This window comes from Nocardia asteroides (genome assembly GCA_019930625.1).
In the GTDB taxonomy this organism is placed as follows: Bacteria; Actinomycetota; Actinomycetes; order Mycobacteriales; family Mycobacteriaceae; genus Nocardia; species Nocardia sputi.
The window spans coordinates 4,546,849-4,563,141 of sequence record CP082844.1; the positions used below are offsets into that span (position 1 = coordinate 4,546,849).

14 protein-coding genes are annotated in these 16,293 nt (G+C 68.6%); 6 read left to right on the forward strand and 8 right to left on the reverse strand.

Annotation, left to right across the window (positions count from 1 at the left end; genetic code table 11):
• Positions 1-14 precede the first annotated feature (14 nt).
• On the forward strand, positions 15-1,412 hold the full coding sequence (locus tag K8O92_21015) for an acyltransferase (GenBank protein UAK30401.1): 1,398 nt from the start codon (positions 15-17) through the stop codon (positions 1,410-1,412).
• Positions 1,413-1,422: 10 nt separating this feature from the next.
• On the forward strand, positions 1,423-2,106 hold the full coding sequence (locus K8O92_21020) for a hypothetical protein (protein ID UAK30402.1): 684 nt from the start codon (positions 1,423-1,425) through the stop codon (positions 2,104-2,106).
• 143 nt (positions 2,107-2,249) lie between these two features.
• Here K8O92_21020 and K8O92_21025 read toward each other — a convergent pair whose 3' ends face one another.
• The 8 genes from K8O92_21025 to K8O92_21060 all read right to left on the reverse strand — a co-directional run bounded on the left by K8O92_21025 (position 2,250) and on the right by K8O92_21060 (position 11,811).
• Positions 2,250-4,364, reverse strand: a complete 2,115-nt coding sequence (locus K8O92_21025) for an MMPL family transporter (GenBank protein ID UAK30403.1) — start codon at positions 4,362-4,364, stop codon at positions 2,250-2,252.
• A complete protein-coding gene (locus K8O92_21030) occupies positions 4,361-5,560 on the reverse strand; it encodes a peptide synthetase (GenBank protein UAK30404.1) in 1,200 nt (399 codons plus the stop codon). The genes K8O92_21025 and K8O92_21030 overlap by 4 nt, the downstream gene beginning before the upstream one ends.
• Before the next feature lie 26 nt (positions 5,561-5,586).
• The gene (locus K8O92_21035) at positions 5,587-6,633 is read right to left on the reverse strand and encodes an NAD-dependent epimerase/dehydratase family protein (GenBank protein UAK30405.1); all 1,047 of its coding nucleotides are present in this window, start codon (positions 6,631-6,633) and stop codon (positions 5,587-5,589) included.
• A complete protein-coding gene (locus K8O92_21040; GenBank protein UAK35850.1) occupies positions 6,630-6,917 on the reverse strand; it encodes a hypothetical protein in 288 nt (95 codons plus the stop codon). The genes K8O92_21035 and K8O92_21040 overlap by 4 nt, the downstream gene beginning before the upstream one ends.
• Entirely contained in the window at positions 6,914-8,587 is a 1,674-nt protein-coding gene (locus K8O92_21045; GenBank protein ID UAK30406.1) for an AMP-binding protein, read from the reverse strand. The genes K8O92_21040 and K8O92_21045 overlap by 4 nt, the downstream gene beginning before the upstream one ends.
• On the reverse strand, positions 8,584-9,498 hold the full coding sequence (locus tag K8O92_21050) for a hypothetical protein (protein UAK30407.1): 915 nt from the start codon (positions 9,496-9,498) through the stop codon (positions 8,584-8,586). The genes K8O92_21045 and K8O92_21050 overlap by 4 nt, the downstream gene beginning before the upstream one ends.
• An 8-nt stretch (positions 9,499-9,506) precedes the next feature.
• Positions 9,507-10,583, reverse strand: coding sequence for a 3-oxoacyl-ACP synthase (locus K8O92_21055; protein ID UAK35851.1), 1,077 nt, complete (start codon positions 10,581-10,583; stop codon positions 9,507-9,509).
• Between the two features lie 565 nt (positions 10,584-11,148).
• A complete protein-coding gene (locus tag K8O92_21060) occupies positions 11,149-11,811 on the reverse strand; it encodes a TetR/AcrR family transcriptional regulator (protein UAK30408.1) in 663 nt (220 codons plus the stop codon).
• Between the two features lie 104 nt (positions 11,812-11,915).
• Between K8O92_21060 and K8O92_21065 the strand changes: the two genes are divergently transcribed.
• From K8O92_21065 to K8O92_21080, 4 genes are read left to right on the forward strand one after another with little or no spacing between them, the layout of a single operon-like run.
• Positions 11,916-12,791 (forward strand): metal-dependent hydrolase, encoded by an 876-nt coding sequence (locus K8O92_21065; GenBank protein ID UAK30409.1) that lies wholly within the window; start codon positions 11,916-11,918, stop codon positions 12,789-12,791.
• The gene (locus K8O92_21070) at positions 12,788-13,858 is read left to right on the forward strand and encodes a PDR/VanB family oxidoreductase (GenBank protein UAK30410.1); all 1,071 of its coding nucleotides are present in this window, start codon (positions 12,788-12,790) and stop codon (positions 13,856-13,858) included. Before K8O92_21065 ends, K8O92_21070 begins: the two co-directional genes overlap by 4 nt.
• A 38-nt stretch (positions 13,859-13,896) precedes the next feature.
• Positions 13,897-15,363 carry an NAD(P)/FAD-dependent oxidoreductase gene (locus K8O92_21075; protein UAK30411.1) on the forward strand — a complete coding sequence of 489 codons (1,467 nt, stop codon included), beginning with the start codon at positions 13,897-13,899 and terminating at the stop codon, positions 15,361-15,363.
• Positions 15,360-16,280 carry an SDR family NAD(P)-dependent oxidoreductase gene (locus K8O92_21080; GenBank protein ID UAK36099.1) on the forward strand — a complete coding sequence of 307 codons (921 nt, stop codon included), beginning with the start codon at positions 15,360-15,362 and terminating at the stop codon, positions 16,278-16,280. Before K8O92_21075 ends, K8O92_21080 begins: the two co-directional genes overlap by 4 nt.
• The last annotated feature ends 13 nt before the right edge of the window (positions 16,281-16,293 follow it).

Genomic DNA, 16,293 nt, shown 5'->3' on the forward strand with positions numbered 1-16,293 from the left:
ATCGAGGTATCCCCGTGGTCGGTTTCGGGCTGATCGATGAATGGGAGCCGGGGCCCGGCCGGCTGGTCAGCTGGGCGGCGTCACCGGAGTCGGTGGCGCGCGCCCGGCGGGCGCCGGTTCACCCCGCCCCGCCCTCGCACCAGCAGGAGCAGTATCTCCGGCTCGCCGACCGGCACGCGGAGGCGGATTTCCGGTACTCGGGCCTGTGCCTGGTGACCGCGGAGATCCCGACCGGCGATCTCGACTTGGACGCGATGACGCGGGCGGTCAACGCGTTCCTGTTGCGCCACGACACCTTCCGGACCTGGTTCCGGGTTGACTCCGCGGGTGCGATCGAGCGTCATCTCGTACCCGCGGAGGACGTCGAGTTCGTGCCGGTCGATTACGGCCGCGTCGACGAGGCGCGGGCCATCCGCGATCATGTCCAGAAGACGACGCCAGGGCCCTTCGACTGGGACTGCTTCACCTTCGGGGCGATCGAGCGCGAGGATTCGACCACGGTCTACCTGGCGGTCGATCATCTGCACACCGACGGATTCGGCCAGTATCTGTCCGGATTCGACCTCGCACTGCTGTATCTGCGGGAGGTGTGGGAAGACGTCGGCCTGCTGGCCCCCGCGGCCAGCTATCTCGACTACTGCATCGCCGAGCGGGAGTACACGGGCCGGATGACGCTCGCCTCGCCAGGCGTGCGCAAGTGGCTGGAGCTCATCCGCGGCAACGACGGCGAACTACCCTCGTTCCCCTTGGATCTGGGCAGGCGCACCGATGTGTACAACCGCAGCGCCCACCGCACGGTCACCCTGTTCGACGAGCACACCGCGCTGCGATTCGAGCGGGTCTGCCGCGACAACGGCGCGGAATTCGTCGGTGGCATCTTCGCCGCGGCGGCGCTGGCCGAGCGTGAGCTCATCGGTGCCGACTACTACTTCGGCATGACGCCCGTCAGCACCCGCAGCACCGCCGCGGAACGCGCGTCGGTCGGCTGGTACGTGACGCTGCTGCCGGTGACCTTTCCGATCGGCGCCACCACCACCTTCGCGCGCGCCGCGACCATCGCGCAGCACGCCTACGAGAACGGACTACGGCTGGCCCCCACCTCGTTCCAGCGCGTGGTGGAACTGCTGCCCGCGGACTCCGATCTCGACCTGAAACCGGGCTGGTCCACGCCGATGATCTCGTACGTGGACGCCAGGGAGCTGCTCGGCAACGAGTTGTTCGACCTCGCGTCGTGCGGGCTGTACGCCAATCGCGCCGCCTCCGAGCAGGTGCTGATCTGGATCAACCGGCTGGCGTCGGAAACCACGCTGAGCGTCATCTATCCGGACACACCGGTGGCGCACGGCTCCGTCGAACGCTATGTGGCCACGCTGCGAGCGGTGTTCACGGCGGCGGCCGCGGACACCCACTAGAGGAGGATTGGTGGACAACGCTTTTCGTGACCCGGGAATCCCGGACAGAGAGAAGTCCGTCTACACCGTCACCATCGCCGATCGGCCGTCGAAGCTCGACGTGGTCAGCGTGGTCGCCCACGACGGCGACGGTTACCGCTCGACGCTCGAGGCGGGCCTGGGACACGGGATTTTCGCGATGACCATCGAGCAGCGGTTCCAGCGCTCCGGCGATCGGCTGCAGGCCGAGCACTACCGCGCCGAGACTCGCACGGGCACAACGGTGGTCTCACGTGAGGAGGCCAACTTCCTCGATACCGTCCACCTTCGATTCGGCGGCGGGATCGCACCCTTTCCCGCCAACGTGATGCCGCTGGCCGCTGGCCTGACGCTGCTGCGTGGCCTGGACTTCACCGAGGGCGCCGAGGAGTGCGTGGATCTGTGGCTGGCCTTCTCGGTGCACGTTCCGCTCGGGGCCAAGGTGGAGCAGCGCACCGTCGTCGAGGTTCCGGCCGGGCGCGTCAGCAGCTGGCAGGTCCGGCTGCGGCCGCGGTTGTCCGGACTGAACACCATGGTGGAGAAGGTGGTCGGCGGGTTCCTGCCGCCCGCGGTGGCGCACTTCGAGACGGCTGCGCCGCACCGGCTGGTCCGGCTCGGCTTCCCGACCGGGCCGATGCCGTGGGATCCGCGTGGAGTGATGGAACTGGTCGCTTAGGCCGGTCGGCTCAGCGGCCCCGTGCGGTCCCACGCCGTCGTGGTCCCGGGCCCGAGTACCGCCCGGTAGCACACCGGCGAAGCCCCGTTCCCTGACCCGGAGGGTAGGTGGACACACAGGGCCACGCCGGTCGGCAGAGCCGGTCAGCGCGTGGCCGACGCGCGTTCTCGGATCCGGTCGACGGTGGCCGCAACGACGCGGCGGCGGCGCGGGGACCACCAGTTGGCCGGGCCCATCAGCTGCACCAGGGCCGGTACCAGGAGCATCCGGACCAGAGTGGCGTCCACGACGAGCGCGATGATCATGCCGAGGCCGAGGAAACGCATGGGGGTGAGCGGCGACAGGGTGAACGCGCCGGTGACGATCACCAGGAGAGTGGCCGCCGCGGTGATCACTCGCGCGGTCTTGACCGTGCCCGCGCGTACCGCCGCCGCGGTGTCGGCGCCCGCCTCGTGCGCTTCGACCATGCGTGAGAGCAGGAACACCTCGTAGTCGGTGGAGAGCCCGAAGACGACCGCGATGATCAGTACCAGCATGCCCGCGGTGATCGGGCCGGTGCTCACGCCGAGCAGGCCCGACAGATGCCCGCCGCAGAAGATCCAGGTGAGCACGCCGAACGTGGCGGCGAGGCTCAGGAACGCGAGAACCACGGCCTTGAGCGGCAGTACGATCGAGCGGAACGCGACGGACAGCAGCACCACCGTCGCGGTGACCATGACGAGGATCATCCAGGGCATGGCCGCGACGATGGAGCGCACGCTGTCCACGGTGGCCGCGGTGTCACCGCCGATCCACAAGACGGTGCCGTCCGGTGGAGTCATGCCGCGCATGCCGCGCACCGTGGCAGTGGCAGCTTCGGTGCGGTCGGTGTCGCGCAGGAACGCGTGGAAGACGACGAAGTCCTCGGCGCGACCCACTTGAACGACCTGCCGCACCCCGTCGACCTCGCCGAGCGCCGCCGCGGCCGCGTCGACGGCGGCCGACTGCGGCGGCCCGTCTGTGCCGTGCAGCACGGCGGTTACGCCGCTACCTGCCGCGGGGAACTGCGCGGTGAGTTCTTCGACGGTGACGCGCATGGGGTTGCCCGGGGGCAACGCCCGATGGTCTATGTCGCCCAGCCGCAGACCGGCCAGCGGCGCCGCGAAGACCAGCAGGACGGCGCCGACCACCACGGTCACCAGACCCGGCCGCCGCAGCACCCGATCGACCAGGCCGCCCCAGAACCGGTCGCTGCGTTCGATCGCCCGAGCGGTGCCGATTCGCGCGCCGAACAGGGCCAGCAATGCGGGCAGCACGGTGAGCGAGATCCCGGCGGCCAGCGCCACCGCGGTGATCGCGCCGATGCCGAGCGACCGCAACACCGCCTGCGGGAAGACGAACGTCCCGGCGAACGCGCAGACCAGCAGCAGCGCCGAGAACGCGACGGTACGGCCGGCGGTCGCGTAGGTGCGTGCGATCGCGGACCGCACCTCGTGCCCGTCGGCGACTTCCTCACGGAACCGGGTCACCAGGAACAGCCCGTAGTCGATGGCCATTCCGAGTCCGAGCAGTGAGGCGATGTTCATCGCGAACGTGCTCACTTCGGTGAGCTCCGCGAGCACCCGGATGGCGCCCATCGCGCCGAGCACCGTCAAGCCGCCGACCACCACCGGGAAGGACGCGGCGATGAGCCCGCCGAAGACCAGCACCAGAATGAGCAGCGTCAGCGGCAGGGAGACCGATTCCGCCCGCAGGAGATCGTGCTGGGACTGCGCGTTGATCTCGGTGGAGATGGCGCTGTAGCCGGACAGGTCGGTCGGCACACCCGGCACCCGGAGCTGCGGCTCGATCGCCGGGTACGCGCTGACTCGCCGGTTGGCGTCACCGGCGAGGTACACCACGGCGAGTGCGTGCCGGTTGTCCGCCGAACGCAGGAATTGCTTGCGGGCGATTCCGGCGTTCCAATAGGTTTCGATCGGCCGTTGCAGCATCGCCGCGTCGATCCGTGCGAGCGATTCCTGCACACGAGGCCCGATGTCGTCGAGGGTCTGGCCCTCCGGCGCGGTGTATCGCACGACCACGTCGGGATTCTGCGGTCCGAAGTGGTCGCTCACGAGCCGATCCACGTGCGCGGACTCGCTGCCGGGGTCGATGAACCCGGCGGCCGTGACCTTCTCGGACGCTCCGATCCCCAGCAGGCCGGACAGCAGCATCACGCCGGTCACGATGGCCAGCACCGCTTTCGGCCGCGCGAGGACGATCCGGGCGAGCGCGTTCATCGCACGGCCGTATCGTGCGGCGCGAGGTCGGCTTCCAGCCGCGCGGTGATCTTGTCCAGCAGCGCCTCCAGCCGCGGCTCGATGCCCGCGCCGTTGCGGCAGGAGACGGTCAGCTCCAGTTTCCCGCGCGCCTCGACCATGGCGAACAGCAGCGGCATCGCGCCGCTGTGCTGCGGCAGCGCCCGCATGGTGGTCGGCGTCCAGCCGGGGACGGCCATCTCGTCGAGATCGACCGCGCCCATGTGGGAGACGGTGGCCGACACCATGTTCCGGTTCAGCCGTGCCCCGAGCCAGTTGCTGCCGCGCAGTATCCCGCGGATCACAGCGGCCGGGAACATCGACAGCTTGCCGTTGTCCAACTCGTTCAGTTCCCGTTTCTCCCGCAGCCCGGTACGCATCCGCGCGCTGATCGTCTCCCAGCTCTCGCCGGGGGAGACGTCGAGGAACAGCGGCAGCGCCAGGTTCGCGGTGGAGCGCAGCGCGGGATCGTGCCTGCGCAGATCGACCGGGATCATGAAGCGCGATCTCGCGCCGGATTCGGCGGCCAGGACCGCCGCGACCCGTGCGACGATGCCCTTCCCGGAAGCCTCGATGGTGCGGTGGCGCAGCAGCCAGCGCGGGCCCGCCGGATTCTGGCGGCCGCGGCCGGTCGGCGCCGGGAACCTCGGCAGGACCAGAGTCGGTTTGCCCGGCGCGCCGATCCGGGCCACCAGCTCGGCGTCGGCGATCGGGTCGGCAGCGCCGAGGGGTGGATGCCCGCGCAAGGCGCGGAATACGTCGTCCACCCACATCCGCAAACCCATGCCGTCCATCACGCCGTGGAAGGCGCGGAACAGGACGGTGGTCTGCGCGCCGGTGAGCAGCAGCACCTCGGTGGTCCGCTCCGGCGTGGGACCGATCGGGCTGTCGAGCACCGCGTCGTGCTCCAAGGCGTCGTAGTTCAGCGACCATCCCGGCACGACGCGCACGCTCGCGCCCAGACCGCTGTCCACCCAGTCGCCGCCGTCGCGGACCAGGCGGGCGCCGGGTGTGGCCGCCGAGGCCACGTCGACGGCCCGCTGCAGCGCGGCCGGGTCCAGGCTGCCGTCGCCGTGGACGGCGAGGTGCATGACGAACGGTGGGGTCACCCTCCGCGTGGAGAAATAGAGGTGTTCGGTGGGAGTGATCTTCCGACGGAAGACAGAGGCGTTGCTCATGCTGATCTCCGGGGCCGATGTGGTGTTCAGCGCACATTCCGGGTGAGTTCGACCGCCCCGCCCTGGGTTTCCAGCCAGGCGAGGAAGGCGGTCAGTCCGCTGTCGCGGTCCACGACCGGCCGATAGCCGAAATCGCGCGCGGCGGCGGTGGTGTCATATGTGGCGCTGCGGGTCAAGAGGGCGACCGTGTAGCGCGACAGCGGTGGTGACCAGCGGGTCGCGATGGCCGGAATACGCCAGATCGTCTCGATGACGCGCACCGCCGCGTTGATCACCCGCGGGTGGGGTCTCCTGGTCGGCGGCTGGTATCCCAGCCGGGTGGCCACCTCGCCGAGGAATCCCCAGACGTCGGTTTTCTCGGCGTCGGCGACGAAGTACGCTTTGCCGCCGACCGCGTCCGAAGCGGCCGCCTTCACACAGGCGTCGACGACGTTGTCCACGTGGCACAGCGAGGCGTACACGGTGCGACCGAAGGACAGATCCGGCAGCGTCCCCGCTCCGGTCCGGCCGAGCAGCCGCACGATGGGACCGGTCCGGTCGCCCGCGCCCCAGATCGCGCGCGGGCGCAGGGCGCAGGTGCGGAACCCTTCGGTGTCGGCGGCCAGTACCGCCCGCTCCGCCGCGGCTTTGGTCTCGGCATACAGGTTCAGGTAGCGCCGCGGGTACGGCACCGATTCGTCGACGTCGAGCTGGTCGCCGCCGTAGTAGTCCATCATCGTGCTCGGGCTGGAGATGAACACGAATCGCGCCGTCCCGCCGCGCCGGGCCGCCTCGAGCAGTCGCTCGGTGGCCCGGACGTTCTCGTTCCAGAACTGTTGCCGGGTGCCGCGCTCGTCCACGCGGGCCGCGCTGTGGAACACGATGTCGACCCCGCGGGTCGCTTGCTCGAGCGAAGCGGGATCGGTCAGGTCGCCGTAGACGAGCTGGACCTTGTCGACGTCGGCGCCGAGGTCGTTCAGGTTGCTGGTGCGGCGCACCAGGATCGAGACGTCGTGCTCACCGTCGCGCACCAGCCTGCGCACGAGTGCGCCGCCCAGAAATCCGGACGCGCCGGTCACCAGGACTTTGCTCATTGCCCCTCCTCCTTGCCGGGTTGGGTTCGCCACCAGGTCAGGCCGAAGATCTGTGTCAGGACCGCCGTCGCGAACCGGCTGCGGCCGGAGCCCTCGGCGGCGCGAAGGGCCACCGGAATCTGCGCCGCGTGCACGACGACGCTGAGGAAAGCGTCGATCCACCAGACGGTGCGCAGGATCCGGTTGTCCGGGATACGGTCGGTCGCCGCGGCGAGCACGCCGCCGGCCAGATACAGCCACCCGAGTACGGGAATCGCTCGTATTACTGTCGTTTTCGTCATCAGTCGTCCGTTCCGAGCTGCCGGGCCGCCCACACCGTGAGCTGCTCGCGCCCGATCTTGGCGTTGTGCCGGATGTCGACGGGGAAGGACGGGTGGACCAAGAAGTCGGCGATCGTCCTGGTGAGGTCGAACCGCGCCCCGTGGGCCCGCAGCGCGACTTCGACGAGGTCGGTGTCCGCGCCGGGCTTCGGTTCGACGCAGAGCACCGGTCGCTGCGCTCCACGCGCCCCCATCCCGACCAGCGCCGTGCGGGCCACGCCCGCGACGGTGTTGAAGATCTGCTCCACCTGGACGGTGAACATGGGTCCGTGCGCCGTCACCACGCGCTGGCTCTTGCGTCCGCAGAACCAGATCCGCCCTTGGTCATCGATCCACGCGAGATCGCCGGTGCGGTGCCAGATCCGGTCGCCGTCGACGATCTTGCCCAGGGTGTTCGCCTGCTCCGGCCATTGGTAGCTGGTGCTGACGTTCGGCCCGGCGACCACGAGTTCGCCGATCCCGCCGGTGTTCTCCAGCTCGCCGGCGAGTTCCTCGGCCCGCGCCCACGTCGGTATGGCGTCGTCGGTGATGGCGACGATGCGCGCCCGCACCTGGTGGGAGGGCCTGCCGATGCATGTTCCCGCGCCGCGGTGTGCCCGTTCCACCAATCCGTTCAGCAGTTCCCGGGACTCGATGGTGGACATCGGCAGCGCCTCGGTGGATCCGTACCCCGCGACGATCTTCGCGTCCTCATGGAGTACCGCACGCAGTCCGGCGATGCACCAGTCCGGCACCGGCGCACCGCCGGAGTAGACGCTGTCCAGCGACTGCAGTGCGGCCGGGTGGGCGCGCAGATACTCCAGCAACGGGATCAGCACGGCGGGGGAGGCGAACATGGTTCGCACCCCGAACCTCTCGATCGCGTCGACGACGTGCGCGGGATCGGTCGCGCCCACCTTGCTCGGGATCAGCGGCGGCAGCACGCATCGCGAGCCGAGCAGCAGATCCAGCACGCCGACCAGCGGAAGGGTGATCAGCGAGGCCTCCGGCGCGACCTCCGCCCGCGCCAGGTGCACCTGCTCCACCATCGCGGCCAGGTTGCCGTGCGTCAGCCGCACGGCCTTGGCCGGGCCGGTGCTGCCGGTGGTGAACGCGATGAGCAGCAGGTCGTCCTCGGCGGCCGGGCGTACCCCGGTGACCGCGCCGGTGGGGGTGCGGCCCCAGTCCCGCAGCGACTCGCCGCGCCAGAACCAGCGCCTGCCGACCGTGACCGTGGTGCGGACGGTGCGGAAGCCGTGCCGGAACAGCACGCGCAGCGCGTGCGCCTGCGGGATGCCGATGAACGCCTCGGCGTCCACGGCGCGCAGGCAGCGCAGCATCTTCCGCACGCCCATGCCCGGGTCGATCACGACCGCCACAGCTCCGAGTTTGAGCAGGCCGAACATGATCGCGTACAGCTCCGGGCTCGGCAGCACCAGCACGATGGTGCGGGTCCCGGTGCCGACACCCGACGCGGCGAGCCGCTGGGCGATGGTGTCCGACCACGCGTCCAGCTCGCCATAGGTAAGGTGCCGGTAGGCCGGCAGGCCATCGAGGTCGATCCCATCCGCGTAGCGCACGGCCACACGGGTGGGGTCGGTGCGGACGACCGCACGAAACCGATCGATGGCCTGCCAGTAGGTTCCCGTTGTCACGCAGGCGCCCCGGCGAAGACGGGCAACCGGTAGAGCACCGCCGCCGCCGCCGGACCCGCGCCCGCCGCGACGAACAGCACTTGGCGGTACTCGGCGAGCCCGTCGTCCACGATCGCCGAGTCGTAGGCCGCGGTGAGCGCGGCCGTGTGCGGGTCGCCGTCACGCAGATCCGGTAGGCGGACCGATCGCTGGTCGATGCCGAGGGCGGCGGCCAGCTTCTTCGGGAACTCCGGGCTCGGCGTCGACGCGATCAGCGCGATCTCGCTCAGCGAGGCGTGGTCCGATTCGGCGAGCGCTCGGCGCGCGGCGCCGAGAGCCACCTCGAGTAGGCGGTCCTCGAAGCCGGGCTCCCGTTCCACGGTGATCAGGCTGCGGCCGCGGTCGCCCATCGTCGAAATGTCGAGATAGCCCTCGACCGCCGGCGTGCCCTCACCCTTCACGGTGTGCACCGTGCCGAAGCCGTCCGGTTCGTCGGTGCGCTCCAGCAGCAGCGCCGCGCCGCAGGTGGAGTACGGGAACTCGTCGTCGGCGACCGAGCGGGTCATCGACGGATGGGTGTCGCCGGACACGATCAGCACGTGCTCGGCGCTACCGGTCTCCAGGACCGAGGTGGCGACCTGGATCGCGTTGACGACACCGACCGCCCCGTTCATCAGATCGAACGAGAAGGTCCTCGGGTCGTCTTTGGCGTATTCCAGGCCGATTCCGGCCGCCTTCTGGATCAGCGCCGACACCGCGGGTTCGACGGTATTCGAATCGCGGAAGATGCCCGCGTTGATCAGTAGGCCGACCTGATCGGAACGAATTCCGGCGCGCTCCAGACTCTGCTTGGCAGCGCGGGCGGTGTGCTCGACGATGCTGTAGGTGTCGTCGGATCGGCTGATGCCGGTGGACTTGATGCGCACGCTCATGACTGACCTCAGACCTTCAGCGACGAGATGGTGGTGGACACGAACCCGGTGACGATGCCGGAGGCCGCGGGCACCAGCAGCAACTTCGATCCCGCGGGGAGGTTCTGCTGGCTGAGCTGATCGTGCAGGACGATGAAATGCGAAGTGGTGGAAGTGTTTCCGTACTTCTCGATGACCCGCAGATCCGGCGGCATCGGGCTACCGAACTCCCGTTCGGCGATGGCGTTCATCCACGGAATGGCGGCGGCGCCGAACTGGTGGTGGATGACGTAGTCGAACTTCTCGTCGGCGAAGGTCTTGCCCCGCGCCTCGAGGAATTTGCGCTGAGTATTGGTGCCGAGCAGGAAGCGGTCCTCATTGTGCATCCGGCGGTTGTCGGTGTACATCGCGACGCCCTGGGATTTGTCGCTCGGCATGCCGAGGCACAGGTGCGCGTACTCCGCGGCGGTCATCATCTCGATGTAATGGATAACGTCGTTTTCATCGACGGCCTCGTCCAAAACGATCGCGCATCCGGAGTCGCCGACGGTCAACGCCGCAAACTGCGGATCGTATTTCTCGGAAATCTCGCGGACCGCGGTGTCGGCAATTTCGGTAATCGCCTCGCCGCTGACAACGAGTCCGTTCCGGACGGCGCCGGATCGGATCATCCGGTCCAGGATGTAAGTACCGGTGAGCATTCCGGCGCAGGCATTGGAAATGTCGAACACAATGGCGTTCTTAGCGCCGATAAGACGGCTGATCGACATGGCGAACGAGGGCTCCATATACATGCGGGTGGCATGCTTGCCTCGCGAGATCGAGGTGGAGATGATCACGTCGATGTCCTCTGGACCGTACTGTGACCTGGACAGACAGTCCTCGACAGCCTTCACCGCCAGAGTGAAGGAGTCTTCGTAACTTTGCGGTCGAGTATCGCGCACCCGGCGTTCACGAACGCCGGTGATTTTCTCCAGATCGAACGAAGGGGGTTCCTTCATCCGGGACAGCAACTCCTCGGTGGTAACGACAGTCGAGGGCAGATAGGCGCCGATGGATTCGAAGCGAGAATGGGGAGACACGAGCGCTCCTGAAATCGTTGACATATACGGTTCCGGATCGACTCTGATCGTCGGTGCATTGAACACTACCCGACAGTAACAACAAATGGCTATATCCCGCGCCGGCCATGCCCCTGAGACGGGAATCACTCGCGCGGGTATCTGTTTCGTGAGGTATCACTAACCGGTGACACCCTGGCTATGGCGTTCGCAGTATTGCGATGTGAGTGGCCGTTTCGGTTTGTCGCGGGTTTTCGGGTCCGAAGCGCGCCCGGCCGCCTCGGGCGGGTCGATGCATCACTTTCGGAATGGCAACTGATCGGCTATTGCCGAATGGTGGCAATTCGTGAGGTGGCGGTGGGTTGGGCCCCTCGATGGATGTGAGTGACCTCACTGCGAATCATGCAGGGCTGACCGGCCGGTATCGCGTCGGCGTGTGCCTCTCATGCGGACTGACCGAACAGTGTTGTGGTGGAAGCGAACTCGCGAGATTCGGTTGATCCGTGCCCGCGCCGGCCGTTCGACCCGGGCATCGCGGTGGACCGAGCTGCTCCGAAGGAGCTGGGCGGCTACCGATCCGAACCGTCGCTGGGCGCGGCTCGAGGCGTGTCTAGGCCTCTGTGCTCAGCGAGGAGCGGGCCGTGGCGATCCGTTCGATGACGTCGGCGGCGTGCGCGTCGAAACGTTCCCGCGAGACAGGGATTTCACCGTCGAGCCAGGGGCGGTACAGATAGGCGAGCGCGCCGAAGATGGCGCTGGCGTTGAGCGCGTGGTCGTGCTCGTCGGGAATCGGCTCGGAGTAGTCGCCCGCGGTGATGACGAGCGCGATCGGCGCTGTGAACAGGCCGATCAGTTCGTTGGCGCGCGGCATGAGCACCGGAGTGGCTTGCGATTCGATGAACATGATCCGGCCGCGGCGGCGGTCCTCCAGCAGATAGTCGGTGAAGATGCCGACCATGTGGCGGAACATCGAGTCGCGTTCGAGGGGTGCGTTGGGCAGTTCCTCGAGCAACCGGTCACGCGCGCCGAGGACCACGGTGTCCAGCACGGTCATCAGCAGCGCGTCCAGGTTCGGGAAGCTCTCGTAGAAATAGCGCTCGGTCAGCCCGGCCTGCCGGCAGACGCCGCGCATGGACGCCTCGGCTGCGCCGACGGTCGCCATCAGTTCCGTGCACGCCTCGATCAACTGTTCCCGGCGCGTGGCGACGCGATCGGCGGGGGAGAGTCCGCGCCAGCGGCGCATGCCCGGTATCGATCCGTCGCCTTCGACCATGGCGCCATCCTCTCATAGCAACCGAACAGACATCATGTGATGTTGACAGCATGTGATGTCATCAATAGATTGCGAAGACACCGATCGAGGACGAGGGGTGCGAGATGGGCTCTGCCGTATATACCGACCAGGCACACGCCATCAACGCGCGGGCGGTGGAATTCGACTTCGCCACGGTGCCGATGCACTACATCCCCGGCGAGCCGATGGCCACCCACATCATCAACGTCATGCACCTGGTGCTCCCCGAAGGGGAGCGCGCGATGGCGCAGGCGCTGGCCGAGGCGCTACCCCTGATCGAGGACGAGCGGTTACGCGAGGAAGTCCGCGGGTTCATCGGACAGGAATCCATGCACGCCAGCTCGCACGAGAAGGCGCGCGAGCAGTTGGAACGGCTCGGCTTGGAAGTCGGCCCGATGGTCGAGCGCGTGACCTGGCTGGTCGACCGGGTGCTCGGCGACCACGGGCTGACCGGACGGGCCAGACGAGAGTGGCTGTGCGAGCGGCTCGCGCTGTTCGCGGGCATGGAGCACTACACCGCGGTGATCGGGGAGTGGCTGCTGACCAACGACAAGCTGGAAGCCAAGGGCATGCACCCGGCGATGCTCGACCTGATCCGCTGGCACGGCGCCGAGGAAGTCGAGCACCGCAGCGTGGTCTACGACGCGTACATGCACCTCGACGGCGGATACGCTCGCAAGGCCCGGCAGGCGGTGCTGGCCAGCGCGGGATTGCTCGCCTTGTTCGTCGTCTCCGGCGGCTATCTGTTCCATAAGGATCCGTCCGAACGCAAGGGCCGATTCTGGCCGCTGCAACTGGCGAGCGCGTCGGTCCGCGGTGTGGTGCCGAGCTTCACCACCTTTTTCACCGAGATCCCGCGCTATCTGCGGCCGGGATTCCATCCCTCCCAGCTCGGGCCGATGGACAACGCGCTGCGTTACCTGGCGCAGTCGCCCGCGGCACGGGCGGCAGGCGCGTGACCGCGGTCGGCGAGCGGTTTCAGCCCGGGGCCGCGCTGCGGCTGATCGGCTCGGCGGCCGACGCCTACAAACGACTGTTCGTCGCGGGCGATGCCGCGCCGTTGCTTTCGCGTCCCAGTCCGGTCCGTCGCACCGGGTACGAATTCGAGGTGGTCGTCGACCGGATCGGGCAGGAGGCCGACGGCGTGGTGAGCTTGTGGCTGCGCCACCCCGACGGTGGTCCGCTGCCCGCTTGGACGCCGGGCGCGCATCTGGACGTCTTCCTGCCGTCGGGTCGCCAGCGGCAGTATTCGCTCACCAGCGATCCGGCCGACCGCGGGTTCTACCGCGTCGCGGTGCGCCTCATCGCCGACGGCGAGGGTGGGTCGGTGGAGATCCACCGGGATCTGCGAGTGGGCGACCGGTTGTGCGTGCGCGGTCCGCGCAACGCGTTCCCGTTCGTCGAGGCCCCGTGCTATCTGTTCGTGGCAGGCGGCATCGGCATCACGCCGATCCTGCCCATGGTCGCGGCGGCCGAGCGCGCCGCAGTGCCGTGGCGGCTGATGTACCTGGGTCGGACCAGGTCGCGCATGCCGTTCCTGTACGACTTGGCCCGCTACACCGGCGGCGACGTGGTGGTGCGTCCGGACGACGAATTCGGCCCGCCCGACGCGCGGATGATCTTCGAGCAGACTCCGCCCGGCGCCGCGGTCTACGTCTGCGGGCCGCCGCCGCTTGCCGAGGCCGCCCGGGCGGTTCTCGCACTGCACGATCCCACGGCCTCGCTGCACACCGAGCGGTTCTCGCCGCTGCCCGTGCGGGACGGGGAGTCGTTCCGGATCAGGCTGCACCGCAGTGGTTTCGACGTGGAGGTCGCCGCCGACGAGTCCGCGCTCAGCGCCATCCGCCGGGTGCTGCCCGGTCTGGCCTACTCCTGTCAGCAGGGATTCTGCGGCACCTGCAAGACCCGGGTGCTCGCCGGCGCGGTGGACCACCGCGACCGGTCGCTGCTCGAGTCCGAGCGCACGTGGGCGATGCTGACCTGCGTCTCCCGGGCGCGCGGCGGCGAACTCGAACTGGATCTGTGAGCTCAGCGGGCAACGGTGCGCGCGGGTGGGAGGAAGACATGACAGTGGCCACGGAACATGTCCCGATCGCGGTGATCGGCGCCGGGATAGCCGGGATCGGGCTGGCCGTCTCGCTGCGCGAAGCGGGCATCGATGATTTCGTGCTGCTCGAGCGCGCCGGTGACCTCGGCGGCACCTGGCGGGCGAACACCTACCCAGGCTGCGCGTGCGACGTGCCCTCACACCTGTATTCGTACTCCTTCGCGCCCAATCCGAACTGGTCGCGCACCTACGGCACACAGCAGGAGATCCTCGCCTACCTCCGGTCGGTCGCGACGCGCCACGACGTGGTGCGCCACATGCGGTTCGACGTCGAGTTGCGCGAGGCTCGCTGGGACGATGCGGCCACGCTGTGGCGGTTGCGCACCAGTCGCGGCGACCTGACGGCGGATGTGCTGGTATCCGCCGTCGGGCCGTTCAGCGAGGCGCGGATCCCTCGGCTGCCGGGCGCGGAAACGTTCGAAGGGACGCAGTTCCATTCGCTGCATTGGGATCACGAGCACGATCTCACCGCAGAGCGAGTGGCGGTGATCGGCACGGGGGCGTCGGCCGTACAGTTCATTCCCGAGATCCAGCCGCAGGTCGGGAAGCTGACCGTGTTCCAGCGTTCCGCGCCGTGGATCGTGTCGCGGCTGGATCGCCGCACCCTGCCCGCCGAACGCGCGCTGCTGCGCCGGGTACCCGCGCTCGGCAAAGCGATCCGCGGTCTGTACTACACCGGAATCGAAGGGTTCGGCCTGGTCGGTTTCGTGGACAAGCGGTTCCGGCACCCCTACGAGGCGCTCGGCAGGCTCCAGTTGCTGCGCCAGGTCCGGGATCCGGCTCTGCGCCGCAAGCTGACGCCCGACTACGTGATCGGGTGCAAGCGGGCAATCTTCTCCGACGCCTACTATCCGGCCCTGACCCAGCCGAACGTCGAGGTCGTCACCGAGGGCATCCAGGAAATCCGCGCCCGGTCGATCGTCACCGCCGACGGCGCGCGGCATCCGGTGGACACGATCATCTGGGGCACCGGATTCGGTGTCCCTCCTGCCATTTTCGACCGCGTGCACGGAATCGACGGCGAGTCGATCGGAGACCGCTACCGGGAGCGGCCGAGTAGTTACCTCGGCGCCACGATGGCGGGCTTCCCGAATTTCTTCTGCACGCTCGGTCCGTTCGGGGCGGCGGGCAATCAGTCGGCGATCTATATGATCGAGGCGCAGGCACGCTATATCGTCGATGCCGTGACCACCATGCGTGCGCGGGGAATCCGGCGGATCGATGTGCGCGAGGAGGTGCAGCGAGCCTTCCTCGACGAGGTGACCGAGCGCAGTCGTGACACCGCCTGGCTGACCGGCGGATGCCGCAGCTACTACCAGACCGCCGACGGCGGCAACGCGGGCCTGTACCCGAACTGGAGCTTCGAATACCGGCGGCGCACAAGTCGTTTCGATCCGGAGTCCTACCGGCTGCTGGTCGGGTGAGCGCCGTGGTAACCGACCTGCTGCGTCAGCTGCTGTCCCAGCCCGCCGAGAACCGGCTCGACGTCCGTGATCGGGTGGTGGTGATCACCGGCGCGGGCACGGGCATCGGCCGGGCTCTGGCCGAAAAACTCTATGCCTCGGGCGCTTCGGTGGCGTTGATCGACATCGACGAGGCCGCCGCGGCAGCCGTCGGGCGTTCGATGGGGGAGCGTGCGCTGGTGGTGCGCGCGGACGTCTCCGATCGGATCGGCATGCGCGAAGCCATCTCCCGGGTCCGCGAGCGGTTCGGCCGGATCGATGTCGTGGTGGCCAACGCGGGAGTGGTGCCCGAGCCCGCGACGATCCGGACGATGAATCCCGGCGATTTCGATCGGGTCATCGGCATCAACGTGACCGGGGTGTTCAATACCGTGCACCCGGCGCTGGAGGACATCGTCGCCGCGAAAGGCCACGTCGTGGTCGTCTCCTCCGCCGCGGCGTTCGCGCCCGGCATGGGCGGCTCGCCCTACATGGTGAGCAAGGCCGCGGTCGAGCAGTTCGGGCGTGCGCTGCGTGTCGAGCTGGCCGCGGTCGGGGCGACCGCGGGCGTGGCGTACTTCGGCATCGTCGACACCGCGATGACACACGGCACCCTCGACGAGGACGAGTTGGGCGCGGACCTGGGCGCACTACTGCCGTGGCCGCTGAACCTGCGCATCACGGTGCACGACGCGGCGCAGTCCGTCGCCGATGGCATCGCCCGCCGGGCGGCGCGCACCATCGCGCCGCCGCAGTGGGAGCCGTACGCGCTGCTGCGGGGCGTGATCAACGTGGTGCTCGACAGCAGGCTGGCGCGCGACTCCCGGGTGCACGACCTGATCCACCGTGTCGAACAGCGCGTCATCGACAGCCGCGCGGTCACCCCGGTACCGCGCTGACGCGCGCGAGCCG